Raw genomic sequence first — 25,107 nt, forward strand, 5'->3', positions numbered from 1 at the left:
TCGCCTTTTGACTGGTCGGCTATCAACTGAACGCTGTGGCCTAGCTGTTTTTCTGATAATGCGCCGGCTGGTGATTCAACTCCACTGCCAGTGCCATCAGCAGTTGCGTCCAGTCGTCAATCAGCCGGGCTTTGGCTCTTTTATCATCGTATAACTGTAAAGTTAACGTCAGCTCACAGCCAAAAGGCATAGGTAAAATGGTGATCCAGACCAGATCCGGTTCAGCCTGACGTCTGGGTGGATACAAACTGAATAACAACTGCTGTGGTGGGCTGATTTGCAGATATTCGCCCCAATGCACCAGCTCGCGGCCGTTGCGGTTTTCGACAATACGAAAACGGCCGCCGACACGGGCGTCAATGTCTGCCTGTTGTAACTTGGCATCGGGGTGGGTGAATAACCAGCGGCCAGCGTATTGTTCATCCAGCCAGTATAAAAATACCACTTCGGCTGGCGCCTCATAACAATGGCTGATACTGAGTTGCTGCAAAGTACGATCCATGTCAGCTCCTTGCCAGAATAACGATCTGTTGCCGGATCCGGCGGTCTCTATGTTGCTGAAATTGTAGTTGGCGTTACAAATTTTTCGCGCGAATTCAGCAAATTAACCACAAATTGTACAGATTTTAGCCAGTGGCTTGTGTTGTATTGTTTTTGTAAGTGGTTACATAGTGCCGCGAGCGGTGGAGGGGGGAAAGAGGCTGCAACCTGACCACATCTGGTGTTGTGCGGTTGCATGGTTGTCTGAATTTAGTTGTTTTTCATTTGCAATAAATCCCATTTATTGCCGTATAAATCCTGGAACACCACCACTGTGGCATACACTTCTTCGCGCGGCGTTTCTAAAAACTGCACGCCGGCTTGTTGCATACGCTGATAATCGGCCCAAAAATCATCGGTTTGTAAAAATAACCAGACCCGACCCGCACCCTGGCCGCCAATCAGTGCCTGCTGCTCTGCTTTGGATGCTTTAGCCAGCAATAAAGCGCAGCCTTTTGCACCGGCCGGACTGACCACCACCCAGCGTTTATCACCCAGTTGACTGTCTTCTAACAATTGAAAACCCAGTTTTTCGGTGTAAAACGCAATAGCTTCGTCATAATCTGCCACCAGCAGACTGACCAGGCTAAGTTGTTGTGTCATCGGAACTCCGTTATTGATATTTGCCTGCTCAGGGTTAACTACCCAGCAAACCTAAATCTATTGCTTTGAGCACAGCTTTGGTGCGATCACGCACCCCTAATTTTAATAAAATGGCCGATACCTGATTTTTCACTGTGCCTTCTGATTTAAACACACTCTGGGCAATTTCCCTGTTGCTAAAACCAGCCGCCATCAGGCGCAGAATTTCCAGCTCTTTGGCCGACAGGGCATCCGCAGGCGCCGGGGCGGGGGATGGGCTCTGTGATTGGCGTAAAAAAGACTGCAGAATTTTATCTGTGATGGCCGGTTGTAACAAGCTGCCGCCGTTTTTTACCTGATGTATTGCATCCACCAGCACTTCAAGGGCGACATCTTTGAGCAAATAACCGCGGGCACCGGCCTGCATCGCCTGTAACACCCGTTCGTGGTCGTCAAAAGTGGTCAGAATAATCACTGGCACCTGGCTGCCTGCAGCGGCCAGCAGTTGTAAAGCGGCAATACCGTCCACCTGCGGCATCTGAATATCCATCAGCACCAGATCGACCTGATGTTGATTGACCAGCGTCACAATATCGGCGCCATTGGCGGCCTGGGCCACCACTTGAATATCGGGTGCCAGGCTTAATAAACTGATAATACCCTGACGCACCAGCGTCTGATCGTCGATCACCGCTACCTTAATGGTCATATTTTTGCTTCCGGTAAAGTGACATCTATTTGCAGCGCTTGTTGCTGCTGACTGAGCAGCAGCTGTCCGCCGGCTTCTTCAATCCGCTCACGCATGCCGCGCAGGCCATTGCCTTCCTGCAGCGGCCAGCTGGTGCAGTGGCCGTTGTCCAGATAACGCAGATGCAGTTGTTGCTGATGACGCCATACCTCGATGCTGGCGGCGGTGGCAGCACCATGGCGGATACTGTTGGTCAGCGCTTCCTGACAAACGCGGAACAATAACGAGGTTGATAAGGGATCCAGCACCAGATCGGCGCTGATGCGACAATCCAGTTTCAGCGCCGGAAAGTTCTGCGCCAAAGCGCGGCACTGACTGACCAGATGGGGTTTTTGTGGTTCACGCAGCTGAGACACCGTATGGCGGATGTCCTGCAGCAGTTGTTTTGCCAGTTGATGACAATGCGCCAGCTGCGCCTTGTGGTTGTTATCGGCCTGATATTCCGCCACCTGCAGCTGAATCACCAAAGCTGTCAGGTGATGGCCCAGACTGTCATGTAAATCCCTGGCTATTCTGAGCCTTTCGCCGTCGGCTGCCTGTTCAGCCAGTTGACCCTGCACATCCAGCAGTTGCTGATGGGTTTGAGCCAGGGCTTCGCGCGCCAGGGTTTCAGCGCGGGCCGTACTCATGGCATAAATGGCAAAAAACTGGAAAGTGCCACAGACCAGCAACATCAGGTAAGCACCGCTGTGGCTATTCAGATAAATGCTGGTAAGGATTGACGGCGCCAGCGCCGGAATAATCATCCAGTACAGATATTGTTTAGGCAGATACCAAGGCAACAACGCCACCCACAGCACGGCAAGGCCTGGGGTAAAACCATAAGGCACCAGCACAGCATTGGGTACCAATAACAACCACAGCACGCCAAGGCGAATATACTGGGCGCGATTGGTGGTTTTTTCCTGCGCTTGAATAAATAACACTAAAAACAGCAGCAAACTGGCCGCTATCAAGATGGTTTGCCAGCTTGCTGCACCATAGTTGTGGCTTACGCCATTTAACTGGATCCAGCTAAAGGCGGCCCAGCTGATTTGCGCCGCCAGATTTTCTTTTTGCAATAAAGTGCGCCAGCCATGGTTTTTGACCGGATCTATGGGCGCAGCTGTGGCTGTGCTGGTACTCTGGGAGGCGGAACTGCGACTCATCTTTGCTTTAAGCTCATGATTTATTTAGGTCAATCTGATTTTCAGTATGCCTGCGCTGTGAAAAGGCGGCAATAGGCCAAAAGTCATGCCAGCGAATGTGACTTATGGCACTACAGGGCTTATCTGGCTAAAGCTACAGTGGCTTTATCTGAACCTCATGGAAAAATCATTATGCTTTATCTGCATCAGTTGCTACTTGTTGGCCATATTATTGCCGGTTCTATTGCGCTACTGCTGTTCTGGGCGCCGATGCTGGCAACAAAAGGCAGTCCGCTGCATCGCCAGAGTGGCCGTTATTATGCGCATTTATTGTATGGCGTGTCGCTCAGCGGTGTGTTGATGTCGGCGATGGTGCTGGTAGCGCCATTGTATTTTAAAGCCAAATATTTAAGCGAAGGCGCTGATCCTGCTGTTGTGGCCGACAATGTCAGGGCTATGGCCACTTTCCTCGGGGTGCTTAGTTTATTAAGCTGGGCCTCTATTCGTCAGGGCATGCTGGTACTGCAGCTAGGCCGGAACTCAGCAGTGTTAAAAAGCCCGCTGCATTTGGGCACTTTAGTGGTGCTATTAGGCTCTGGCTTGTATTTGTTATGGCTGGGTCAGAGCAAAGCACAGCCGCTTTATCTGGTATTTGCCATAGTGGCAGTGCTCAACGCCACCGGCAGCCTGCGGTTTATCTTTGGTGCAGAACCTTGCCGTAACGCTGTTTTACGCCAGCACATTGGCAATATGCTGGGCTCAGCCATCGCCATTTATACCGCTTTTGCTGCTTTTGGCGGCCGTGGTGTGCTGCAGCTGAATGCCACAGGGCAATTTATCAGCTGGGTGGCGCCTTCGGTGATCGGCATTGTTTTTACCCTCTGGTACAACAGGCGCTATCAGCTGCAAAAATCCTCTTTGCCTCAGGCGCGCTAAGCGCTGGAGCAGCAGCGGCAGTTGTTGTTATACTGCCGCCGTTTTCCCGCCAATGCAGAGGCCTGTTATGCCAAATCAAACCCATACTCCCCACACTGAACTTGAGCTTTGGTCTATCGACGAGCTGTGTGACCATGCTTTTAGTATTTTTGAAGAGCTGGCGGCCGAAAACCTGTCGGCTGAAGATTACAGCCTGTATCAAAGCCAGTATGAACAGCGTGCTTATGTCGATTTAGTGCCACCCAGTGATGATTGGGTTGAGCTGATCCAGGCTGAACTGGAGCCTGAACTGCACTTTGAAGCCCTGATTGGTTTAACTGGTGAAAATGGCGGAGCCGACATAGTGCTGGCGCGGATTTTATTAAGCAGGGAAAAACATGATGCGTTATGCCATGCCCAATGGCGGGGTCAATAGCAACTTGGCCAATAGTGGCCTCGTTACAGCAGCACTGCCAATAGCGATAAGGTTTATCAGGGCATGAGTATGTTGATACCTGAACAACAGCAGCACTTAGTGCCAAGGGCGCAAATCATCAGGCGTGCACAGATGAGTATCAGCCGCTGGGTCGGCGGCAGCACTATGCAGCTGGCGATTTACCCGGCGCAAAGCTCGGTAGCAGCACAGGATTTTCTCTGGCGTTTTAGCTCAGCCACAGTGGAGCAAAGTGGTGATTTTACACAGTTTCCGGCACATCAGCGGTTATTAGCCCTGCGTCAGGGCGCCGGGTTTAGCCTGCAGCTTGACGGCCAGCAGGCGCTGGTGCAAAACCCTTATCATTGTTTGCGTTTTTCCGGTAAAAGTCACAGCAGTGCGCAGTTAACCGAAGGCGCTGTTACCGACATTAATCTGATGCTTGCCGCCGGTTATCAGGGCAATATGCAGGCACTGCCCGTCAGCTCGGACTGGCAGCCGTTTTTGATGCCAAGGCCTGAGTACAGCACTTTATTGTTGTGGAGCGACGAGTGTGAGCTTGAAGTGCGGCTGGCGCTCCAAGCACCAGGTGACGACCAGCACTGGCTTCTGTCGGCAGGAGATCTTTTAATACTGGAACACTGGCCGCTCGTACAATCCCCTGAGTTTCGTACTACTGCATCAGGCTCTGCAGCTTCGCTGGTGCTCGCCTGGTTAAAGGCGCAGCAGCCTGAGGTTTGACAGGCCGCAGCCTCTGGCGCCGGCACATTGAGCACGTGAGCTCTGCGGCAGCTTTAGCGTTTTGGTTTTATTGATGGATTTTTATCTAAAAGGGAAATGGTATGGCAGGGAAATATCCGGACAAAATCCGCGAGTTGGAACTTTATGATGGTCGTTTTGATGCTTACCGGCTCCAAGCGAAGGGCGCCGAGGTGCTGTTTGCCTCTTATCAGGCGGGTATGCAAATTCCGGCACATCAGCATGACACCGACAACTATGGGGTGATCATCCGCGGTGAGCTGATTTTAACCATGCAGGGTGAAAGCCGCCGTTTTGGCGTGGGCGACTGGTACCATGTGCCGGCTTTTTGCGAACATGCCGCCCGTTTTGAGGTGGAAACCGACGAGATAGAGTTTTGGTTTCAGCCTAAAAGTGCCGATTAAATTTCCACCGACATGGTCGTTGCGGCTGTACTGGATGCGGCGCTGTGGTAAACAAGCTGCATCAAGCGTTTTTTAAGCCGAAGTGCTGTTATTGCTCAGTGCCAGTTGATGACTGGCTGTTGCCGACTGATGGTTGATTGGCTGCTGGCGCAGCCAATAACTTATCCAGTAACCAGGCCAGACGCACCGCCGCCTGAAACATCCGGGTTTCAACCACAGGACCGTCACGCAGTACGGCCTGCTCGTCTATTAACATGCCGGGGCGATACTGCTGATACACTTTTTGTGTTTGTTTGAGAGATTCATTGGCCCAGAACAGCGCATCGCCTTGTTGCCAGCTGCGGATTTTGTGCTTATTTACAGCTGCAAATTTTTGTTGTAATAAATGCTCATTTTCGTCATAACCCAGAGCGCGCAACAGGCCGCTGTCCCAGACCCCATGTAAATTGCTTGGCTGTTTTAAAAAATACACCGCTGTTTTATTGCCGCCTAAATCGTCGGCATAACTCACATGCAGAGGCTGATGTAAGTCGGCAACAAAATGGCTTAGAAACAATAAAGATTGCAGTTTTTGTACTGAATGTTCAGTGGTTTTTAGTACTGCACTGTGATGGCGGATGGCCGAAAGCAAACAACCTACACTGGCACAATCTTTGTGTTCAACTGTGCGGGCGTCTCGTTTTACATTCATAAAATGGTGTGGTTTGCTGTAGCTAAAGGCGGGTTCATTGCGCGCTTCATCCGGCCAGACACAACCCCGGGCAAAAGTTTCACCCGGCTTTAATTGCAGCAAAGCTGTAATTTGTTGTTGAGTTTGTGCTGCTGCCTGCTGATAAGCCAGCTGGCAAATTTGCTGATGGCCGGTGCGGCCAAAAGCAAAGGCCTGTGATGAATAAGCCAGAGCGAGCAGGGCACTACAGATCAACATAAAACGCATAAAAAACTCCGGTTGTTTGCGTCTATAACTTCAGCAACAGCTGCGGTTATTCCGGGACCAGTTCAGTGACTTGCCAGCTGGCGGCACCATACGACAGCAGATCGGAAATTTCCGCCAAAGCGGTTTTGAGATCTGCCGCTAAGGTATAAGGCGGGTTGATCACCAGCATGCCTGAGCCTGTCATGCCAAAACCTTCGCTGTCAGCTTTGGGGCAATATTCAATACGCAATTGGTTGCGAATGCCGGTATTTTTAATAGCGTCAATGACAGCTTCAATACTGCTGCGCTCAATCACCGGATACCAGATGGCATAAGTCGCTTGTGGAAAACGCTGATAGGCCAGCTGCAAACCTTTGACCAGATCCTGATATTCGGTTTTTAGCTCGTAGGGCGGGTCAATCAGCACCAGACCGCGTTTATGCAGCGGCGGCAACATGGCTTTAAAACCGGCGTAAGCGTCCATTTGTTCGATACGGCTAAAACCACGTTGTAAAAACTGCGCCTGCAATAATGGAAAATCCGTTGGATGCAGCTCAGTGGCCTGAATACTGTCGGTTGGCCGCAGCAACATTTTGGCAATGGCTGGCGAGCCCGGATAAAAAGCTAAATTGCCGTCCGGGTTGAGCTCTTTAATCAAATCCAGGTAGGCATTCAGCGCCGGGCTTAAAAAAGCGCCTTGTTGCGCTTTGGCCATTAAGCGGCCAATACCGTCTTTATATTCGCCGGTTTTTTGTGATTGTTCAGAAGCCAGGCTGTATAAACCAGCGCCAGCATGGCTGTCGTGGTAACAAAACGGTTTGTCTTTTTTCTTTAAATACAAAATGATAGCAACTTCGACCAGATGTTTAATCACATCTGCGTGATTACCGGCGTGATAGCTGTGGCGATAACTCAGCATAAAATAAGGCTCCGGGCGCAAAACTGGCCGTTAGTATACAAAAAAGCCTGCAAGCTTACTGCTTCAGGCGACAAACTCAAGTTGAATCTACGATGTATCCGGCAATTAGGTTAGAATAAAGGATATTTTGGCCGCAGCTGCGGCTTGTTGTGCCGGCGCTTAGATGCAGCCGGCATTTTTGAGTGAAGGAATCAGCTGTGTCAGCAGAAGCAAAATCAGGTCGCCCACAAGGCAAAAAACCGGCAGCAAAACGTTTTCAGCCGGACAGCAAGCCAGCACAGAGTGCAAGCCGCGCAGAGCATGGGTCTTCGGGCCGGCATCAAAAGCCACAGCGTGAAAAAAATGCAGAAAACGGCGAAAACCTGCTGCAAAAACCCTGGATGAAACAGAGCAAAAAACCGGTAGCGGATCACCACAAAACGCCAAAAGCCGAGACTACAGCCGCCAAAACTGTCAGCACAGCTCTGCTGAAACAACACAAAATGGAAGAAAGCAAAGTACAGGGTGAAAATGCCTGTCGGGTGTGTTTTCGCGAGCGGCCGGATGCAGTGGTCAAAATGTATCTGGAACAGAGCATGGCTGCAAAATTTGCTGATGTGATGAAGTATCTGGCGGCCAATAAAAAAGCCTACCATCTGGTCGATAGTAGCGAGCTTGAAAAAATCAGCGGCAGCTCTCATCACGGTGGTGTGGTTTTTGTCGTAAAACGCAAGCCGGAACAAACACTTGCAGCTTATCTGGCCGCCAATAAGCATAAAAAACAGGACTGTTTATTGGCGCTGGACGGGGTCGGCAACCCGCATAACCTTGGTGCTATAGTGCGCAGCTGTGCCCATTTTGGTGTGCAGGGGGTCATTATGACCCAACCCGATTTATTACAATCCGGTGCTGCCGCCCGCACCGCCGAAGGTGGCGTGGAGTTTGTGGCTGGCCTCGCCTGTGATCATCTGCCTCTGGCGCTGAAACTGTGTAAAGAAGCAGGTTATAGCCTGATCACCACCTCAAGCCACGCCGGTGTTTCTTTGTATAACAGCAAACTTGGTAACAAAGTGGTGGTGGTGTTTGGCGAAGAGATGGACGGTGTCTCCAAACAGGTGGCCAACAGCACAGATGTGGCGCTGCAAATTCCTGGCACCGGTAAAGTCGAGTCTCTGAATGTCAGTGTGGCGGCCAGTTTGATTTTGGGCGAATGGTATCGTCAGCAGCAAAGCTGATCATTTTTTGTCCTGCTGTACTGACAGAATCAGCATTTGCTGATTATCTTGTGAAGCTGGTCCTGGTGCTCATCAGGGCCAGATCAAAACGCAGTCCTTCACGAGGAGTTTTCCATGCACGATCAAACCAGCTTGTTGCTGCTTATTAAATCGTTAAAAGATCAGCAGATCAGTCAGGATCAATTTTATCGTCAATTAACCCAAACCATTACCACAGCGCTGGACTGCAGCCGGGCCAGTCTCTGGTTATATTCAGATGCACTGCTGCAGGAAATTATTGCGGTCGACCTGTATGACTCGCTTAAAGATGAGCATTATCAGGGCATTGCTTTACATGAAGATGATTTTGCCCCTTATTTTGAAGCCATGCGCCGGGATGGCGGTATTGATGCTGCAGTAGCCGCAGAACATCCAGCAACCTGTTGTTTTAATGAGCTTTATTTTGAGCCGAATGATATTTATTCGTTACTGGATGTTGGGATCCGTTATCAGGGGCAATTGGTCGGAGTCTTTTGTTGTGAGCAGGTGGGCGAAGTGATGGTTTGGACTGAACAACAGAAATTGTATCTGGAGCAGGCGGGTAAGTTGATTACTTTTGCGTTAAAACCGCTGCTGCAGCAAAAGTTTTCCGCTTTATTCTAACCCTTGAACCGCTAAGCTGCTGTTGTTTAACTGGCTCGTCACCCCAAGGCCTGATAGCCATTGTGCTGTCAGGCTTTTAAAGCTTCAGCCAGTTGCTGACTGACCGCCAGTACCAGGCTTAAATCCGCTTCAAATGGCTCTTTGACGAGCTCGTGAATGACAAGGTCAGCCAGCAGCGTCAGATCCTGGCGAAGTTCCTCCGGATAAGGGTGTTCATCATCCTGCAGCCTTGCCCTTAACGTGACCCAAAAAAACCGGCAGTCGGCCATCACCTGTAAACGGGCAAATTCATCGTCGCCTGCCAGACAATGGCTGAGCTGATAACATAATCTGGCAAAAATTTGTTGCTCCAGCGTTTTACTCTGTAGCCCCAGCACACGGTGTTGTTGATAACGTTCAATGGCTTGTTTCATATCATGTTCTGATGTTCTGATGTTCTGATGTTCTGATGTTCTGATGTTCTGATGTTCTGATGTTCTGATGTGCTGACTTAGCGCCTTTTGGCGCCAAAAACATTATAGTGTGGCGAGCGGCGTTTAGGGTTCTATCAGCCGGGACTGAAAACCAGGCGGCTGATAAAGCCGCCTCTGTATTCAGTTGATGTTGTGTGCCCCTGGCTGGCTCAAGTGTATGCGCCAGATGTTTAATTAAATAAAGACAATAAACTGTTATTGTTTTTGCTGTTACCGCCAGACAAACCTTCCAGCTGGTTTTTAATACGTTCAGCGGCCGAGCGGGCAAATTCCAGTGCTTTTTCTTTTTGTTGCTCTTTTTCTGCCGATAGGGAACCAGCGCCATTTTTGGCGTTTTCCAGTTGCTGTACCGACTTGGCTACAGCTGTGCTGGTTTCAAGGCGGCTGCTGATATCTTTGTCTGTTTCTTTTAACCTGCTGGCGGTACTGCTGGTTACTTTTTCGGCATTGGCCAGCGAACCGGCCTGTTGCTCGTTGCCGTCCAGCAAGGCTTTGGCCTGAGCGGCTGAGGTGATTTTTTCCGGTAATAACAAAGCTTTGGCCGACTTGCTGCTGGCAACTTCCAGCTCACCACCTCTGGTATTGGTAGACACAGTCATATTCTTGTCGTCCCGCAGCAAATTGGTTTTGCTTTCACCGGTTTTAACAGTGGCTTTGTCCTGACTGGCAACAATGTTTTCCCTGAGTTTCTGATAATCCGCCTGCAGTTTTTCACGTTCTTTACCGCTGATGCTGTCGTCGGCCAGCTTAGTGACCACTTCACGCACCTGCTTTAAGCTGTTGCCAATTTCTTTATTGGCGCTGCTGGCGGCGCTGATGGCGGTTTTTGCGTTGGCCTGGCTTTGTTGTACTGCGGTATAACGTTCGCTTTCACGGCTGCTGCTGGAGGCTGTAGCAGTGTTCTGTGTTGTGGCCGGGGCTGTACTCTGGCTTGCTGAAACATTCTGACTGGCATTGGTGGCATTCAGCTGACTGCTTTGCACCGACTGCACATAACTGGAAATGGTAAGGGCCATGGTAAAACTCCGCGCTCTGAGGGGTAACTTACAGAGTTTACCTAAGGATGGCGCAATATGCTGCTTAAATAGGCAAATAAGCGGCAAAAAATTGCCGCTTATTTAGTCTGTATTGTAAAGCTAACTGCTGCGCTGCTGAGACGGGCAGCGTTTATAACCAGGGAGGGCATTTGGCACTGCAAGTAACGCTCAGCTTGTTGCTTTAAATCTGCCGGGATTTGGCATCAGTCTTCGGCAATATTGACCGGGCCATTAATCTGGCTGATCTTTAAATCACCTGAGCCGTCATCATCAATAGTCAAACCCAAACTTTGTTCAACCCTGATATCGCCAGAGCCGTCCTCAATGGTGACTATGCCACTGATTTGGCTGATGTTTATATCGCCAGAGCCATCGTCAACTTTCACATCACCCTGAATATGGCTGATACGGATATCCCCTGAGCCGTCGTCAAGCACAAGGCTGGCGCCGTTATCCACAAATAAGTCACCTGAGCCATCGTCAATCCGAAGTGCACCTTGTAAGCCTTTAATATCAACGTCACCAGAGCCGTCGTCTAAAGTCAGCGCAAAACTGGCCGGCACTTTGACCACTAAATCAATATAAGGGCTGTTGCCATAAGAAAAGCTGCGGTCAAAGTCGGCGACCAGTTTGGCGGCATCTCCTTGTTTTTCCAGTGTTAATATCAACTCGGATTCTTCGTTGTTATAAATTTGTGCAACCACTTCAATCTGAGTCCGGCCGGCTTCACCCTGAATGATTAAAGCTCCGGCGCCAGTGTCAGCCCGCAGTTGTTGCAAGCCATGGGCGTCCAGCGTCAGTACCTGCTCAGAGTGATCCAGAGAGGCAGAACCCGGGCCACCGACATGAATAATACAGCCGTTTAAAAACACGGCGGCAGCAACAGCAAAAGCAACAGGTTTTATCAGCGAGAGGCGATTTATTTTAGTTGTCATAACAATTCCTTGTGGAGTTTGGATGCAACTTGATTGGCAAATTAAGTGCCATAATTTAAATCTATTAAAATCAGTAAGTTGCGTTGTTTTGCGCGGCGAAGGCCTGGCTATAAGATTAATAAGTAGTGATTTTCACCACTTTTTTACCTGAAGGGACATAGCCAGTCACAGTCAGCTGTTAACCTGCTCTGGCTTGTTGTCGGGCGAGTTGTTGATATCGCTTAAACAGAATTTCGACCCTTTTTACATAAGCTTTGGTTTCAGCATAAGGCGGAATGCCGGCATACTTGGCCACAGCGGAAGGGCCAGCGTTATAAGCGGCGCTGGCTAAGCGGATATCACCATTAAAATTTTGCAGAAGTTTTGCCAGATATGCGCTGCCAGCCAGAATATTGCTGTGGCTGTCAAAACTATTTTGTACACCAAGCTCACGTGCTGTTGCCGGCATCAGCTGCATTAAACCGCGAGCACCTTGTTTGGAAACGGCTCTTGGCTGAAAACCGGATTCGGCGTGGATCACTGCGCGGATCAAGGCCGGATCCAGCTGGTGGGTGTTGGCGGCCACTTCAATACTTTGCGAAAATTTATCGGTAATCAGCCGGGTTTTTTGCCAGTCCAGATTGGAGTCAGGCCTGCAGGCGTAACAATCAAATTTCAGTAGTTTATAAGGCTGATTTAACGGTGCCCGATCAGAAAATGCGACTACCCCGTTTTTTTGGGTGTACTGATACACATTGGCGGCGTTGGCGACAGAACAAGTCAGGCCAGCAGCCCAAAGCAACAACAGACCACAAAAAGATGGCCTGACAGTGCAGGGGTTGGTAACAACATTTAACAACGGCATTGGGTCATCACAACAAAGATTCTATGGTTATCAAAGCTGGTTTTGGCGTGAAATGCAAGTAAAAATCCTACAGCAATTTGGTCAGTAACCTGAGCTAACGTGCTGATTTATGAATGTTTGTTCCCGAAAACCTGCTGTTGCCAGGTTGTGGTCTAAGTGCCGGGCTTTGCAGGGCGCTAGGGCTGGGTTAAGGTAGCAAGATGCATAACCGCAGGAGATCGCAATGAGCGGTAAATTAACAACAGAATTGGACTGCGCAGACTTTATTCATAGTGCAGCTAAACCGGTCGCGCAGTTTGATGGCAAAGAGCGGGTCGGGCCGGCTTTTTCCTTGCCTTTAATGCAACAGGCGCAACAAAAAGCCTGGCTGGCGCTGCAGGCGATACAACAAGCATTAAAACCCGGCATCAGCGAAGCGGAAGCAGTGTTGCTTGGCAAAGAGATTTTACAGGCGCATGGTGCACAAAGGTTGTGGCATCCGGTGATCATCCGTTTTGGTGTCAATACCACCAAAACTTATGATGAACCCTCAGATCGCAGTATCAGCTTAGCTGAGAACGACATTGTGTTTATTGATATAGGCCCTGTATTTGAAGGGCATGAAGCGGATGTTGGCACAACCTTTGTGCTTGGGCAGGATGAGGAAAAACAACGTTGTGCTGACGCCGCTGCTTTGATTTTTCAGCAGGTGCGCCAGCGCTGGCTGGATCTTGGCCTGACCGGCGAAGCTTTGTATCAGTATGCCGAGCAGCTCTGTAGTGCGCTGGGTTATCAGCTGAATCTGGCGATTAAAGGCCACAGGCTCAGTGACTTTCCACACAAACTGTATCAGGGCGGCAATTTAGGCGATTTTTCCGGTCAGCCAAGGCCCGGCGTCTGGGTGCTGGAAATTCAGCTAAAACATCCAAGTCTGCCTTATGGTGCATTTTATGAAGATGTATTACTGGAAACCGACTTTGAACCTGTTGTGTGCTGACAACGTCAGGCGGCCGCTCCAGGGCTAAGGCCGGCGACTTTAGCCGGCGCTTCGCAGCACAGTGCGAAAACGGGGTAAATCCAGTTTTTGCAGCAGTTGTTGTAACGACTGCAAATAAAGCGGTAGCTCAGGGGACAGCTGATGGGCAAAATAAAACATTTTGGCCGCCAGACGCAGTTCATTCTGTTGCAGATACCTTTTGGCGAGTTCAGCGTAGGTGGCAGCTCTGTCATCCGGGGCAATGATCAGATCAAAAGCATGGCGATACAGACAGCTGGCAAAAACCCTGCTGCTGTTATCGGGTAACTGATGCAGCTGTTTGCTGGCTAAAAACAGATAATCAACGACCGCATGCATGTCATGTAAAGCGGCATACACCACAGCTGCATGACAAAGTTCAGCCAGTGAGGGGTTGTCAGATAGCTGGGTCTGATAAGTCTCCAGCAAGCGACGGGCTTCCTGTACCTGATGTTCAAAACAACATAAATGCGCTTTAAGTAATAACAACTGGCTTTGCACCAGCGCTAGGTCTTTGTCGTCGTTGATTTGTTGCAGTAATTGTTTTAACTGTAGTTGATAAACCGGCGCTTTAAACTCGTCTTCGTTTAGCATCAGCAGGTATAACATGGAACGGGCCTGGGCGATCAACAGTTGTAAATACACTTCACCTTTTGCCGCAAGTCGCTGTTTACGCTCAATAAACTCAAAAGCCTGTTCAGTTTTACCAGCCAGCACCAGCACCAGCTGTACCAAACGCACCATATTCATTGACATACCCACATTAGGAATTTTAGCGGCCACTTCAGCGGCTCTGGTATAGTCGTGTTGTTGTATCGCCAGATAGATCTGCCACAACTCGCGGCGTTCTTCGTACTTGGCCAGCTCCTCAGATGGATCCTGCAAAAAAGCTTCACAGGCTGTGATATCACCTCGTTCATAGCGGATTTTAAATAAAGCCCACAAAGCCCAGCCTTGTTTTTCCGCCAGAGGTGCCTTTAATAACGGCAACACAGCGTCAAACTGACCTAAATCCAGCAGTAGTTGCACCCGCAGTTTTTGTAATACCGCCAGCAGCGCAGCCGGTACTTGCTGGCGCTGGGTATGCAGCAGTAATTTCAGGGCGTCGGCGTATCTTTGTAAACCAGCCAGACTCAGGATAGGTTTGAGCCAGTGGCTGAACATCACATGTTGTTTCAGTTGGTGGTCCAGATGCACCTTGTTAAAAGGCCGTTCCAGATATTCCACCTGATGGTAAGGGTACTCTATGGCGTACTTGGCTCTGTCGTTTTGTTCAGCCAATAACACCAGCCGGGTGCGGCTGGGTAAAATGCCAGCGCTGATCATTTGTTCAACCACTTCGGCGCCAGTCCTGCTTTCGTCAGCGCCATAATCGAGAAAAATCACGTCATAAGGCAGTTTTTCACTCTGACTCAGTACTTCGTCAACACTGCGGCTGCTGGTCAGTTTTTTAATGCCAAGGCCAATCAGCATTTGCCGGATCAGGTGCAATAAATCCTGATCGGATTCAATCACCAGCACCTGGAGTTCAAACAGTTTACTAAAATCTAACTTTAGTTGGCTCAAGCCTTGACCTCATCTAAACAAGTACGGTTATTTTTCGGAAAAAAGTGATTTTTATCAGTGAGTAACTGCATGCAAGCTTAGCTGTGATTAAAGATTACTGCAAAATGCATCCTGGCGAAATAGCAGGGGGTACTATGATTTGTCACCAAACAAAGCTAAAGTGTCGCTGCTTCATTGTCTTTGCTCAGGAACTGCGCTTTTAATTAGTTTTATCGATTAGGCATATTGATTTTATTCGTTATGCCGAATTGTCATACCGCGGTACTATGATCTCAACGCCAAGACTTTCAAGCAGAAAGTCCGGATTTTAACCACAATATGGAGAATGACGAATGTCTATTATCAACAGCAAAATCAAACCTTTTAACGCTCAGGCTTTCCATCAGGGTAAATTCATTTCTGTTTCTGACAAAGATCTGATCGGCAAATGGTCAGTGGTTTGTTTCTACCCGGCTGACTTCACTTTTGTGTGCCCAACTGAATTAGGTGACCTGGCTGATTTTTATCCTAAGTTCCAGGAAATAGGTGTTGAAGTGTACTCAGTATCGACTGACACTCACTTCACGCACAAAGCATGGCACGATGCTTCTGAAACCATCAAAAAAATCAACTACCCAATGGTTGCTGACCCAACAGGTTTAATTACCCGTAACTTCGACGTCATGATCGAAGAAGAAGGTCTGGCTCTGCGTGGTACTTTTGTGATCAACCCTGAAGGTATCGTGAAAGTTGCTGAAATCCATGACCTGGGTATCGGCCGCTCTGCTGCAGAACTGTTCCGTAAAGTTCAGGCTGCTCAGTACGTTGCAAACCACGACGGCGAAGTTTGCCCAGCTAAATGGACTCCGGGTGAAAAGACTCTGGCTCCTTCTCTGGACCTGGTTGGTAAGATCTAAGCTTTCCCAAGCTGAAAAAAAGCCGGACTTGTTCCGGCTTTTTGCTTTTTGCGAACTGCTGTTTGATGACCGCTTTTTTACCATGGATATTATTATTTTAATCGCAATTATAGATTGATTGAATTTGTTTTATTCGTTATTTAAGTTCAGGATTTTTGGTTAAGATGTTTTTATCAACTTCAGGAGTGGTGCTGCAATAACTGCTGCAGCGGCGCTCGGGGGCTAAGCCACAACTTATTTGTCACAGTGTCATAAGGAATTTAAAGATGTTAGATAACAACCTGAAAAATACGCTGCGTAGCTACCTGCAAAATTTAAAAACACCGGTTGAGTTGTCTCTGGCGGTTGATCAAAGCGAAAAAGGGCAGGAACTGAAAGCCCTGGCACTGGATATTGCCACTTTATCTGACTTGATTGTGGTCACCGACAACCCAACAGCCAAACGTATTCCGTCTATGCTGGTGCGCTCACAAGCCAAAGGCACTGAAATTACATTTGCTGGTGTGCCTATGGGTCACGAGTTTACATCTCTGGTATTGGCGCTGCTGCACTCTGGCGGTCACCCTATTAAAGAAGAAGCCGCAGTGCTTGAACAAATTGCCCAGTTGCCTGGCGATCTGAACTTTGAAATTTACGTGTCGCTGAGCTGCCAGACTTGTCCTGAAGTAGTGCAGGCGCTGAACCTGATGGCGGCGGTTAACCCGAACATCAAAACCAATATGATTGATGGTGCCGTATTCCCGGACGAAGTCAGCAGGCGCAATATTATGGCGGTGCCAACAGTGTTCTTAAACGGCGAGCAGTTTTCCCAGGGTGCCATCAGTCTTGGCAATATTCTGAATAAAGTAGATGCCAATGCTGCCAGCCGTCAGGCCGAAATTCTTGCGAAAAAAGGCAACTTTGATGTGCTGGTGGTTGGTGGTGGCCCGGCAGGTGCTGCAGCCGCTATTTATGCCGCCCGTAAAGGTTTAAACACTGGTGTGGTTGCCGAACGTTTTGGCGGTCAGGTGGCCGACACAGTGGGCATTGAAAACTTTATTTCGGTGAAAGAGACCGAAGGCCCTAAGCTGGTTGCCAACTTAGAAGCCCATGTACGCCACTATGAAGTGGACATTATGAACAGCCAAAAAGCGGTGAAGCTGTCGCAAAATGAACTGTTTGAAGTGGAGCTCGCCAATGGTGCTGTGCTGAAATCCAAAACCGTTATTCTTTCTACCGGTGCACGCTGGAGAGAAATGAATGTGCCAGGTGAAAAAGAATACCGTGGCCGTGGTGTGGCGTACTGCCCGCACTGTGATGGTCCGCTGTTTAAAGGCAAGCGTGTTGCTGTGATTGGTGGCGGTAACTCTGGTATTGAAGCGGCCATTGACTTAGCCGGTATTGTTGAGCACGTCACAGTGCTGGAATTTGACAGCAAACTGCGTGCTGACGCTGTACTGGTGAAAAAAGCCCAGTCGATGGGCAATATAAACATCATTCTGAATGCACAAAGCACTGAAGTGTTAGGTGATGGTAACAAAGTGACAGGTATTAACTACACAGACCGGGTCACAGGTGAAGCCAAACATGTGGCGCTGGCCGGTATTTTTGTCCAGATTGGCTTAGTGCCAAATACCGAATGGCTGCGTGGCACCGTAGAGTTAACCAACCGTGGTGAAATTATTGTCGACGCTCATGGTCAGACATCGATGAAAGGTGTGTTTGCGGCAGGTGACGCCACCAACAGCCCCTTTAAGCAAATTATTATTGCGATGGGCTCTGGTGCAACAGCTTCGTTAGGTGCTTTTGACTACCTGATCCGTAACTAATTTCCGTTCATCTCCATTTTACCGCAGCTTCGGCTGCGGTTTTTTTTTGCGATAAATCTGGTCGCAGTTCGCCATTTTTAGCAACTCTTGGTGGCATCTGAGTGCTGTTGCTGCAGCATAGACTGTGGTTTTTTTGCTGGCATAGCTGCTCTGAACGTGCTTTGCTTAGAGGCAAAATAAATACAAATCAGCGCTTTATCAGCGCTGTACAATTTTGACTGTGACAGGCCAGGCGCCTTGCTGCAGTACACAAGGGGAACTGCATGTTTACGGATATAGTCGGACGGACCGAAAAGCGCTTGTGGTTGCTGTTAAGGCTGACGTTAGCGCTGCTACTGGCCATTCATGGCTGGACCCGCTGGTTGGGCGGCGGCGTGTTGCCATTTGGTGACTGGCTGACCAGTCAGGGCTTGCCGTTTGGGTTTTATCTGGCAGCTTTTGTCACAGCCTATGAAATTATCGCTACATTGCTGTACGCAGCCGGCAAATGGTTATGGCAGCTCAGTGTTGGTTTTGTGCTGATTTATGCATCTGGTCTGCTGCTGGTGCATGCCCCTTTTGGCTGGTTTGTGGTGGGGCCGGGGCGCAATGGTGTGGAATACAGTGTGCTGTTGATAGTGCTGCTATTTTGTGTTGGTTATCGTGATTATGTGCAGAAAAAAGACCGGCAACATTCATTTAACTAAGTTTGTGTCCGCCCCTCAACTTTATCTTTGGCGATAAAAATCCTGCTTTTATCGCCAAAACCACTGCATTGATCCTATTGGCAAAAAAAGCCCTTTAAAGCCATGCCTTGTCGTTATATGGTGTTTTGTATACAAAATAAACTCTGTGTTGTTGACCAGATGCCAAATAGATAAAGCGCTAATCACAACAACAGAAGCATCAGACCCGAATGTTCAAATCGCTTATATGCAAATCAAAAGGAACCCGGATGAAACTTGTGCCTTTAACCGGCTTGCTGCTGCTGACAGCAGGTTTTTATAGCCATGCCCATGCTGTTGCGCTCAGTCATCTAGCCCTGTCGAGCGCTGCGATCACGCAAAATCAATTGCCCACTGTGGCAACTTTTACCAAAGGCATGAAACAGCAGCAGGGCTACTTTGATTTTTATTATGACGAGCGCAAAGACAAAGTGTATCTGAAACTTGATAAGCTGAATCAACCCTTTATTTTTCAAAGTTCGTTGCCGCGTGGCCTGGGCTCCAACGATATCGGTTTAGACCGCGGTCAGCTTGGCGAAACCCGGCTGGTACAGTTTGAACAATTCGGCAATAAAGTGATGCTAAAACAGCTAAACACTTATTATCGCGCTGAGTCAGCAAATGATGCTGAGCGCTTGAGTGTGGAAGAAGCTTTTGCCAGTTCAGTATTAGCTGGCCTTCCGGTTGTGGCTGCTGAAAAAGGCCAGCTGCTGGTCGATTACAGCGATTTTTTATTGTCGGATATTCATCAAATCAGCAGCAGGCTTGCGGCGCAAAATCAGGGCAGTTACGCCCCGGATGCAAAACGCAGCGGGGTGTATTTACCGCGCAGTAAAGCTTTTCCCCGCAACACTGAACTGGAAGCCCTGGTGACCTACAGCGGCAGCAAAGCCGGCGAATTTGTCACTCAGGTGACGCCTGCACCTGATGCTATCAGCGTGCATTTGCATCATTCGCTGGTGGCCTTGCCGGAAGAGGGTTACCAAAAACGGCGTTTTCACCCTTATTCCGGCTTCTGGAAAGTGGAGTATATGGACTACGCCACGGCATTCGACGAACCTATTACCCAGCGGTTATTGCCAAGGCACAGACTGGAGAAAAAAGACCCGAAGGCCCCACTGAGCGAGGCCGTTGAGCCCATTATTTATTATCTGGACTCTGGTGTACCAGAGCCGGTGCGTACTGCACTGAAAGAAGGAGCTTTGTGGTGGAACAGTGCTTATGAAAAAATTGGTTATAAAAATGCGTTTCAAGTAAAGGACTTACCTAAAGAGGCCGACCCTATGGATGTGCGTTATAACGTCATTCAGTGGGTGCACAGAGCCACCCGAGGCTGGTCTTACGGTTATGGTGTGACAGACCCCAGAACCGGCGAAATTATCAAAGGCCATGTCACTTTAGGATCTTTGCGGGTACGGCAGGATTTTCTGATAGCGACAGGCCTGACGGCGCCTTATCAACAAACCCAGAATGCCAGCGCCGACACCAGCAAAGCCAAAAAGATGGCGCTGGCACGCATCCGCCAGTTGTCGGCGCACGAAGTGGGTCACACCCTTGGTTTAGCACATAATTTTGCCGGTAGTGCCAATGGCCGTTCTACCGTGATGGATTATCCACATCCGCAGCTAAGCCTGCAAAATGGCAACATAGCGCTTGATAAAGCTTATCGTGAAGGCCTGGGGGAATGGGATTATTACGCCATTGCTTACGGTTATGGCGACCATTCTGACGCAGAGCGCCTGGCGCTGGTGCAAAATGCCAAACAACAAGGCCTGGAATATATGGCCGACGAAGACGCACGCCCTGAAGGAGGCGTCAGTGCCAAAGGTCATTTATGGGACAACGGTGCCGATGTTGTCGCTGAACTGAACCGGCTTGGTGAAGTGCGCAAGCTGGCGCTGAAACAGTTTGGCCTGAATAATATCCGCGCCGGGCAAGCACTCTCGTCGTTGCAGGAAGCTTTAGTACCGATTTATGCACTGCACCGTTATCAGGTGGAAGCCGCGGTAAAACTGATAGGTGGTGCTTATTATGAGTATGAACTCAAAGGTGATTATGAAAATGCCAAAGGATTTCAGTGGGTTGAACCTGATAAACAGCAACAGGCGCTGGATGCCATTTTAGCCACGATAAAGCCGGATTATCTGCTGCTGCCACCTGAGCTGCTTTCGCTTATACCACCCAAAGCTTTTGGCGACAGCAATGGCCGCGAAAGTTTTCAAGGCCGTTTTGGCCTGGCCTTTGACCCAATAAGCGCCGCTGAAGCTGCCGCCAATCATAGTTTAAGCTTGTTGTTACACCCACTGCGGTTAAACAGGTTAAGCGGTCAGCAACAGCTGCAGCCAATGCTGGCAAAGTTGCTGGATGCCACCCTCAGGCAACCATGGCCGGCTGTGGAGCAGGCAGGGGCATCACAGCAAGCGCTTATCCGGCAAAGGGTGGGGCACATTGCTTTTTACCAGCTGATGCAAAGCCTGACCGCTGCTGAAACCGCGCCGGAAACCAGGGCTATTTTGCGCTCAGAGCTGATGCAACTTGCGGTGTTTTTGCAAAATCAGTCCAATGCCAGCCAGCAGTTGCTGCTGAGCCAATGGCAACAGTATCTGGAGAGTGGCAAGTGGCAGCCGGTGTTTGTCCCTAAACCTTTACCGCCAGGAGCGCCGATTTAGTGGTTAAAAGCCTGTTGGTGTCATTTGATGTTGGACTTTGTTTTATTTGATGTTTCAGATTGAACAGACCAATAAAGCAGCTTGAGGTAATTGGCTGGAGTATCGAAACATCACAGCGGCGAGGCTTGGGGGACTCTCTGAACAACAACACCCTGGGTGCTGTTGTTCAGAGATAGATTGCAGTGTTGGCTGTGGCTTAACCGCGGAACGAAAACACTGAACGAAAACCGCTGCTGCTGCGGCTGGAGCGTTTTTCCGAGCGGCGACGGCGCATCCAGGACTGTAACTCCTGACGTTTACTTTCCAGCCAGTCGGCTTTGCTGGTGTGGGCTTCTGCGCCGCGGCGTTCGGTTTCGTTGTGGCGATACTGACAAAACTCGGTGTAAGCCTGTATATCTTCCGCCAGTTCCTGCGCCACCAGTTCAATCATAATGGCATCATCGAGGAAACCCAATACAGGCACATGGTCCGCAATCAAATCTTCCGGTTTGGCAAAATAGGCCAGGGCGGATAACACATCCAGTTTTTCTTCCGCCGTTAAATCCCACTCGCTGTCTTCCACCATCGCCACTAACAGCTCCAGTTGTTTCAAACGGCTGGCGACAAAGTCCGGCACCTGATGTTTAACTTCACCGGCAAGCGCACGGGCGGCAGCCAATACTTCGGCCTGGCTCAGCTGACTGACCGATTGCTGGGTTTTTTGCATAATAGCGCGGAAGTATTCGAGATCCTGATCCTGCAGTTCAAAACTTATATTCAGTGCCATGGTAAATTCCCTTATTTTTAGAATGATTAACCAGCCGTTGCAGGCTAAAGTCGCTTAAAGCTTGCCCGATTATGGTGGATTCCCTTACATAAATTCAACAAAATCATTCAGGCGTCGGCGATCTGTGGTGGATTTATCGTGCCCTGCAGTTGTTGCTGCAACAGGGGCATTAAAAACAATCAATTAAATAGTAATAAATTTATTAATAATCAGCTGCTTAAGTTTAATCTAAGCCGTTTTCTGCAATTCCCTCTTACAAATTTTCAGAAAAAATTCCGTCGTTTTATTGACCTTCTGTCTTTATGCAAATACTCTCTGTAAGCGCTTTCAGAAAATTATCAGGCAACAGAACTACTGAAGAACCGCTGAAAGTACATCAGTGTTGTACCAACAGTGCCGTCATACGGTGCTGTGGCATAAAAAAATAAATTAACAGGACAAGCGACATGAAAAAACGAACACCTTTGGCCGGTGCCTGCTGGGCTGGCTTGTTGCCTGCGCTGTTGTGGGGTTGTGGTGGTGGCAGCGAAACCAACACCGATCTCACTGCAGTTGATGTAAGCAAACCCGCGACAGGCTGGAGTTTAGTCTGGAGTGACGAGTTTAATGGTCCAACGGTGGACGATAAAAAGTGGAACTTTGAAGTCAACTGTGCCGGCGGTGGCAATAACGAAAAACAATGTTATACCGCAAGCACGGAAAACGCCTTTATCAAAGAAGGTATGCTGAACATAGTGGCAAAAAAAGCACCTGAGGGTGCAGAAAAACCATATACATCAGCCCGCCTCACCACCAAAAACAAAGCCGACTTTAAATATGGCCGTTTTGAAATGCGCGCCAAACTGCCTGCAGGTCAGGGCAGCTGGCCGGCATTCTGGATGATGCCTACAGACTCAGTGTATGGCGAATGGCCGCGTTCGGGCGAAATTGACATTATGGAAGCTGTGAACCTGAAAACGCCCGGCGCCGAAGGTAAACCAGAAGCTTTTGTGCATGGCACCTTGCATTATGGTAAATCTGCACCAAACAACGTCAGCTCAGGCAAAGCTTATGCACTGCCTGGCGGTAAAAACCCGGCCGATGACTTCCACACTTATGCCGTGGAATGGCAACAGGGTGAGATCCGCTGGTATGTCGACGACTATCTGTACGCCACACAACGTCAGTCAGAAGTGCGTTTTAACAGCAAACAACAGGCTGTGGGTTTAAAACACCGGGGCTGGTTTGCCGAATATTACGACCAAATCACCGGTAAACTGACCACCTTCTGGAATACCGCACCTTTTGATCAGAAGTTTTTCCTGATTTTAAACCAGGCCGTGGGCGGTAACTGGCCGGAAAACGTCAATAACAAAGGGATAGACCCGGCAGCTTTTGCCAATGGTCAGGCTTATATCATTGATTATGTTCGGGTATTCCAGTGTGAAGCTAACCCGGCAACAGGCAAGGGTTGTGAAACCATCAGAGCTGGTTATGACAAAGCCGACGACGCTTTAGTCGAAGGTAAAGCGCCAATTCCGGTACCGCCTTCAGATGGCGTGGCCCGTAACCTGACCATCTTTGACAATGTCGTCAACCCAAGCTGGCCAGGCTGGGACTGCTGTGGTGGTAGCACACCAACAGTGGTGAATGAATCAGGCCGTGGTGGAGTGATGGAATTTAAAGTAGGCGCTTCACCAACAGTGAATGGTTTTATCAGCCGCGCTGAATTTATTAAAGACCCGGCTGGTGCTCCTTCACCTTTTGACGCCTCGCCACTTTTAGATAAAGGCAGCTTAAGTTTTGCCATGAAACTGGTGTCTGCACCAAATAACCCGGGCGCCGCCTGGAAAGTGAAAGTAGAAAGCAACAATGCCGCTACTGCCGTTGAGCTGGATATTACTGCCAGCACCGAAGGCAAAACACCACAGGTGGGTGTGTGGCAAACCTATACTTTCCCGCTGAAAAAACTGGCTGACGCAGGCCTCGATTTATCCGCTATCGACGTGGTGATGATTTTCCCTGCCTGGGGCAGTGGTGAAGGTGCTGTCTACCACGTTGATGACGTAAAAATTGCCGGTGCCTCTTCACCTGAGCTGGTGCTGTTTAAAGATCAGAAAAACCTCGACTGGCCTATGTGGGATTGTTGTGGTGGTTCAACACCAACCGAAGAGATGGACGATGAAGCACACGGCATGACCGCTGAGTTTAAAATTGGTGCAGCGCCAACAGTGATGGGCTTTATTACCCGTGCAGCCAACGGTGGTGGTAACAAACCTTTTGATGCCACAGCCATTTTACAAGGTGGTGTGCTGCGTTTTGAAATGAAAGTAGTCAGCGGCACTGCCAATCCGGCCACAGCCTGGAAATTTAAAGTTGAGTCGAACAATGGTGCCGAAGCTGTTGAGCTGGATTTAACTGCCAGTACCGAAGGTAAAGCGCCAGTGACAGGCCAGTGGCAGACCTACACTTTTAAAATTGCCGACTTAGCCGCCAAAGGCCTGGATGTCAGCGCCATAGACGTGGTGATGGTATTCCCGGCATGGGGTGAAGGTAATGGTGCAGTGTATCGTATTGATAACGCCCGTTTTTATGACCCAACAGCAACGCCGGCACAGGGCCTGAATCTGTTCAGCGACGCTGCTGCCGCGCAGTGGAAAATCTGGGATTGTTGTGGTGGTTCAACCCCAACAGTGGAAGATGACGACGCCGCACACGGTAAAGCTGCTCAGTTTGTGATTGGCGCTGCGCCTACAGTGATGGGGCTGCTGGCGGACGACAAAGTGTATTACGACGCCACCGCCTTATTGGCAACGGGAGTGGTGCGTTTTGAGCTGAAAGTGATCACGCCTCCGTCCAATCCGGATGCACAGTGGTTATTTAAAATTGAAGCTTTTGATGCAGCAAGCGCCGTAGAGCTGAAACTCAGTGACAGTCTGGAAGGCAAAAAACCTGTGACAGGTCAGTGGCAGACTTACACCTTTAAACTGAAAGACTTAGCCGATAAAGGCCTGGATGTCAGTGCCATTGACGTACTGATGGTATTCCCGTCCTGGGGCATGGGCAACGGCGCCGTGTACCGGCTGGACAATGTGGCTATTGCGGCTGAATAACAGCGGCAGAATATAACACTATCACCACAGGTCGGCACTGGCTGCGCCTGTGGTTAGAAGAGATCCGCGACCAAAGCTCAAAGGGCCATAGGCACCAGATAAAAATTGGCTTTGGGAAGCAACA

24 protein-coding genes are annotated in these 25,107 nt (G+C 49.4%); 12 read left to right on the forward strand and 12 right to left on the reverse strand.

Going from position 1 to position 25,107, the window contains the following annotated elements:
- Positions 1-40: 40 nt before the first annotated feature.
- From V7P87_RS11290 to V7P87_RS11305, 4 genes are all read right to left on the reverse strand, one after another.
- Complete coding sequence (locus V7P87_RS11290; protein ID WP_333797516.1) at positions 41-502, reverse strand: SRPBCC family protein; 462 nt, start codon at positions 500-502, stop codon at positions 41-43.
- 248 nt (positions 503-750) lie between these two features.
- A complete protein-coding gene (locus V7P87_RS11295) occupies positions 751-1,143 on the reverse strand; it encodes a VOC family protein (RefSeq protein WP_333797517.1) in 393 nt (130 codons plus the stop codon).
- 34 nt (positions 1,144-1,177) lie between these two features.
- Positions 1,178-1,831, reverse strand: coding sequence for a response regulator transcription factor (locus V7P87_RS11300; RefSeq protein WP_333797518.1), 654 nt, complete (start codon positions 1,829-1,831; stop codon positions 1,178-1,180).
- Positions 1,828-3,018 carry a sensor histidine kinase gene (locus tag V7P87_RS11305; protein ID WP_333797519.1) on the reverse strand — a complete coding sequence of 397 codons (1,191 nt, stop codon included), beginning with the start codon at positions 3,016-3,018 and terminating at the stop codon, positions 1,828-1,830. Before V7P87_RS11305 ends, V7P87_RS11300 begins: the two co-directional genes overlap by 4 nt.
- 171 nt (positions 3,019-3,189) lie before the next feature.
- Here V7P87_RS11305 and V7P87_RS11310 point away from each other — a divergent pair, with 171 nt between their 5' ends.
- The 4 genes from V7P87_RS11310 (at position 3,190) to V7P87_RS11325 (ending at position 5,508) form a co-directional block, all read left to right on the forward strand.
- Entirely contained in the window at positions 3,190-3,933 is a 744-nt protein-coding gene (locus V7P87_RS11310; protein ID WP_333797520.1) for a hypothetical protein, read from the forward strand.
- Positions 3,934-4,000: 67 nt separating this feature from the next.
- On the forward strand, positions 4,001-4,348 hold the full coding sequence (locus V7P87_RS11315; RefSeq protein ID WP_333797521.1) for a DUF440 family protein: 348 nt from the start codon (positions 4,001-4,003) through the stop codon (positions 4,346-4,348).
- Between the two features lie 63 nt (positions 4,349-4,411).
- Entirely contained in the window at positions 4,412-5,086 is a 675-nt protein-coding gene (locus V7P87_RS11320; protein ID WP_333797522.1) for a HutD/Ves family protein, read from the forward strand.
- A 101-nt stretch (positions 5,087-5,187) separates the two neighbouring features.
- Entirely contained in the window at positions 5,188-5,508 is a 321-nt protein-coding gene (locus V7P87_RS11325) for a cupin domain-containing protein (RefSeq protein WP_333797523.1), read from the forward strand.
- An 88-nt stretch (positions 5,509-5,596) separates the two neighbouring features.
- Here the strand turns inward: V7P87_RS11325 and V7P87_RS11330 are convergent, their stop codons facing one another.
- Positions 5,597-6,445 carry a S1/P1 nuclease gene (locus V7P87_RS11330; protein WP_333797524.1) on the reverse strand — a complete coding sequence of 283 codons (849 nt, stop codon included), beginning with the start codon at positions 6,443-6,445 and terminating at the stop codon, positions 5,597-5,599.
- A 46-nt stretch (positions 6,446-6,491) separates the two neighbouring features.
- Complete coding sequence (locus tag V7P87_RS11335) at positions 6,492-7,343, reverse strand: 23S rRNA (adenine(2030)-N(6))-methyltransferase RlmJ (RefSeq protein ID WP_333797525.1); 852 nt, start codon at positions 7,341-7,343, stop codon at positions 6,492-6,494.
- Between the two features lie 197 nt (positions 7,344-7,540).
- Between V7P87_RS11335 and V7P87_RS11340 the strand changes: the two genes are divergently transcribed.
- Positions 7,541-8,557, forward strand: a complete 1,017-nt coding sequence (locus V7P87_RS11340; RefSeq protein WP_333797526.1) for a tRNA/rRNA methyltransferase — start codon at positions 7,541-7,543, stop codon at positions 8,555-8,557.
- Between the two features lie 114 nt (positions 8,558-8,671).
- Positions 8,672-9,199, forward strand: coding sequence for a GAF domain-containing protein (locus V7P87_RS11345; RefSeq protein WP_333797527.1), 528 nt, complete (start codon positions 8,672-8,674; stop codon positions 9,197-9,199).
- Positions 9,200-9,267: 68 nt separating this feature from the next.
- Here V7P87_RS11345 and V7P87_RS11350 read toward each other — a convergent pair whose 3' ends face one another.
- The 4 genes from V7P87_RS11350 to V7P87_RS11365 form a co-directional block, all read right to left on the reverse strand.
- Positions 9,268-9,612: a flagellar biosynthesis regulator FlaF gene (locus V7P87_RS11350; RefSeq protein ID WP_333797528.1), complete on the reverse strand. Its 345-nt coding sequence runs from the start codon at positions 9,610-9,612 to the stop codon at positions 9,268-9,270.
- Positions 9,613-9,842: 230 nt separating this feature from the next.
- Entirely contained in the window at positions 9,843-10,688 is an 846-nt protein-coding gene (locus V7P87_RS11355; protein ID WP_333797529.1) for a hypothetical protein, read from the reverse strand.
- 224 nt (positions 10,689-10,912) lie between these two features.
- Positions 10,913-11,644, reverse strand: coding sequence for a DUF4097 family beta strand repeat-containing protein (locus tag V7P87_RS11360; protein ID WP_333797530.1), 732 nt, complete (start codon positions 11,642-11,644; stop codon positions 10,913-10,915).
- A 178-nt stretch (positions 11,645-11,822) separates the two neighbouring features.
- Complete coding sequence (locus tag V7P87_RS11365; RefSeq protein ID WP_333797531.1) at positions 11,823-12,488, reverse strand: lytic transglycosylase domain-containing protein; 666 nt, start codon at positions 12,486-12,488, stop codon at positions 11,823-11,825.
- Positions 12,489-12,711: 223 nt separating this feature from the next.
- Here V7P87_RS11365 and V7P87_RS11370 point away from each other — a divergent pair, with 223 nt between their 5' ends.
- On the forward strand, positions 12,712-13,464 hold the full coding sequence (locus V7P87_RS11370; RefSeq protein WP_333797532.1) for a M24 family metallopeptidase: 753 nt from the start codon (positions 12,712-12,714) through the stop codon (positions 13,462-13,464).
- A 39-nt stretch (positions 13,465-13,503) separates the two neighbouring features.
- Here the strand turns inward: V7P87_RS11370 and V7P87_RS11375 are convergent, their stop codons facing one another.
- Entirely contained in the window at positions 13,504-15,048 is a 1,545-nt protein-coding gene (locus tag V7P87_RS11375; RefSeq protein WP_333797533.1) for a hypothetical protein, read from the reverse strand.
- A 332-nt stretch (positions 15,049-15,380) separates the two neighbouring features.
- Here V7P87_RS11375 and ahpC point away from each other — a divergent pair, with 332 nt between their 5' ends.
- The 4 genes from ahpC to V7P87_RS11395 all read left to right on the forward strand — a co-directional run bounded on the left by ahpC (position 15,381) and on the right by V7P87_RS11395 (position 21,125).
- Positions 15,381-15,944 carry an alkyl hydroperoxide reductase subunit C gene (ahpC, locus tag V7P87_RS11380; protein ID WP_333797534.1) on the forward strand — a complete coding sequence of 188 codons (564 nt, stop codon included), beginning with the start codon at positions 15,381-15,383 and terminating at the stop codon, positions 15,942-15,944.
- A gap of 266 nt (positions 15,945-16,210) precedes the next feature.
- The gene (gene ahpF, locus V7P87_RS11385; RefSeq protein ID WP_333797535.1) at positions 16,211-17,752 is read left to right on the forward strand and encodes an alkyl hydroperoxide reductase subunit F; all 1,542 of its coding nucleotides are present in this window, start codon (positions 16,211-16,213) and stop codon (positions 17,750-17,752) included.
- 263 nt (positions 17,753-18,015) lie between these two features.
- Positions 18,016-18,438 carry a DoxX family protein gene (locus V7P87_RS11390; RefSeq protein WP_333797536.1) on the forward strand — a complete coding sequence of 141 codons (423 nt, stop codon included), beginning with the start codon at positions 18,016-18,018 and terminating at the stop codon, positions 18,436-18,438.
- 248 nt (positions 18,439-18,686) lie between these two features.
- Positions 18,687-21,125 (forward strand): zinc-dependent metalloprotease, encoded by a 2,439-nt coding sequence (locus V7P87_RS11395; protein WP_333797537.1) that lies wholly within the window; start codon positions 18,687-18,689, stop codon positions 21,123-21,125.
- Positions 21,126-21,321: 196 nt separating this feature from the next.
- Here V7P87_RS11395 and V7P87_RS11400 read toward each other — a convergent pair whose 3' ends face one another.
- A complete protein-coding gene (locus V7P87_RS11400; protein ID WP_333797538.1) occupies positions 21,322-21,891 on the reverse strand; it encodes a YkvA family protein in 570 nt (189 codons plus the stop codon).
- A 446-nt stretch (positions 21,892-22,337) separates the two neighbouring features.
- Here V7P87_RS11400 and V7P87_RS11405 point away from each other — a divergent pair, with 446 nt between their 5' ends.
- Positions 22,338-24,983 carry a family 16 glycosylhydrolase gene (locus V7P87_RS11405; RefSeq protein ID WP_333797539.1) on the forward strand — a complete coding sequence of 882 codons (2,646 nt, stop codon included), beginning with the start codon at positions 22,338-22,340 and terminating at the stop codon, positions 24,981-24,983.
- Positions 24,984-25,107: the final 124 nt, after the last annotated feature.

The sequence above is a fragment of the Rheinheimera sp. genome, assembly GCF_036782235.1.
GTDB lineage: Bacteria > Pseudomonadota > Gammaproteobacteria > Enterobacterales > Alteromonadaceae > Pararheinheimera.

Bases quoted from the DNA above. Each gene is read 5' to 3' on its own strand.
- V7P87_RS11290 (WP_333797516.1), bottom strand. From the start codon at position 502: ATGGATCGTACTTTGCAGCAACTCAGTATCAGCCATTGTTATGAGGCG.
- V7P87_RS11295 (WP_333797517.1), bottom strand. From the start codon at position 1,143: ATGACACAACAACTTAGCCTGGTCAGTCTGCTGGTGGCAGATTATGAC.
- V7P87_RS11300 (WP_333797518.1), bottom strand. From the start codon at position 1,831: ATGACCATTAAGGTAGCGGTGATCGACGATCAGACGCTGGTGCGTCAG.
- V7P87_RS11305 (WP_333797519.1), bottom strand. From the start codon at position 3,018: ATGAGTCGCAGTTCCGCCTCCCAGAGTACCAGCACAGCCACAGCTGCG.
- V7P87_RS11310 (WP_333797520.1), top strand. From the start codon at position 3,190: ATGCTTTATCTGCATCAGTTGCTACTTGTTGGCCATATTATTGCCGGT.
- V7P87_RS11315 (WP_333797521.1), top strand. From the start codon at position 4,001: ATGCCAAATCAAACCCATACTCCCCACACTGAACTTGAGCTTTGGTCT.
- V7P87_RS11320 (WP_333797522.1), top strand. From the start codon at position 4,412: ATGAGTATGTTGATACCTGAACAACAGCAGCACTTAGTGCCAAGGGCG.
- V7P87_RS11325 (WP_333797523.1), top strand. From the start codon at position 5,188: ATGGCAGGGAAATATCCGGACAAAATCCGCGAGTTGGAACTTTATGAT.
- V7P87_RS11330 (WP_333797524.1), bottom strand. From the start codon at position 6,445: ATGCGTTTTATGTTGATCTGTAGTGCCCTGCTCGCTCTGGCTTATTCA.
- V7P87_RS11335 (WP_333797525.1), bottom strand. From the start codon at position 7,343: ATGCTGAGTTATCGCCACAGCTATCACGCCGGTAATCACGCAGATGTG.
- V7P87_RS11345 (WP_333797527.1), top strand. From the start codon at position 8,672: ATGCACGATCAAACCAGCTTGTTGCTGCTTATTAAATCGTTAAAAGAT.
- V7P87_RS11350 (WP_333797528.1), bottom strand. From the start codon at position 9,612: ATGAAACAAGCCATTGAACGTTATCAACAACACCGTGTGCTGGGGCTA.
- V7P87_RS11355 (WP_333797529.1), bottom strand. From the start codon at position 10,688: ATGGCCCTTACCATTTCCAGTTATGTGCAGTCGGTGCAAAGCAGTCAG.
- V7P87_RS11360 (WP_333797530.1), bottom strand. From the start codon at position 11,644: ATGACAACTAAAATAAATCGCCTCTCGCTGATAAAACCTGTTGCTTTT.
- V7P87_RS11365 (WP_333797531.1), bottom strand. From the start codon at position 12,488: ATGCCGTTGTTAAATGTTGTTACCAACCCCTGCACTGTCAGGCCATCT.
- V7P87_RS11370 (WP_333797532.1), top strand. From the start codon at position 12,712: ATGAGCGGTAAATTAACAACAGAATTGGACTGCGCAGACTTTATTCAT.
- ahpC (WP_333797534.1), top strand. From the start codon at position 15,381: ATGTCTATTATCAACAGCAAAATCAAACCTTTTAACGCTCAGGCTTTC.
- ahpF (WP_333797535.1), top strand. From the start codon at position 16,211: ATGTTAGATAACAACCTGAAAAATACGCTGCGTAGCTACCTGCAAAAT.
- V7P87_RS11390 (WP_333797536.1), top strand. From the start codon at position 18,016: ATGTTTACGGATATAGTCGGACGGACCGAAAAGCGCTTGTGGTTGCTG.
- V7P87_RS11395 (WP_333797537.1), top strand. From the start codon at position 18,687: ATGAAACTTGTGCCTTTAACCGGCTTGCTGCTGCTGACAGCAGGTTTT.
- V7P87_RS11400 (WP_333797538.1), bottom strand. From the start codon at position 21,891: ATGGCACTGAATATAAGTTTTGAACTGCAGGATCAGGATCTCGAATAC.
- V7P87_RS11405 (WP_333797539.1), top strand. From the start codon at position 22,338: ATGAAAAAACGAACACCTTTGGCCGGTGCCTGCTGGGCTGGCTTGTTG.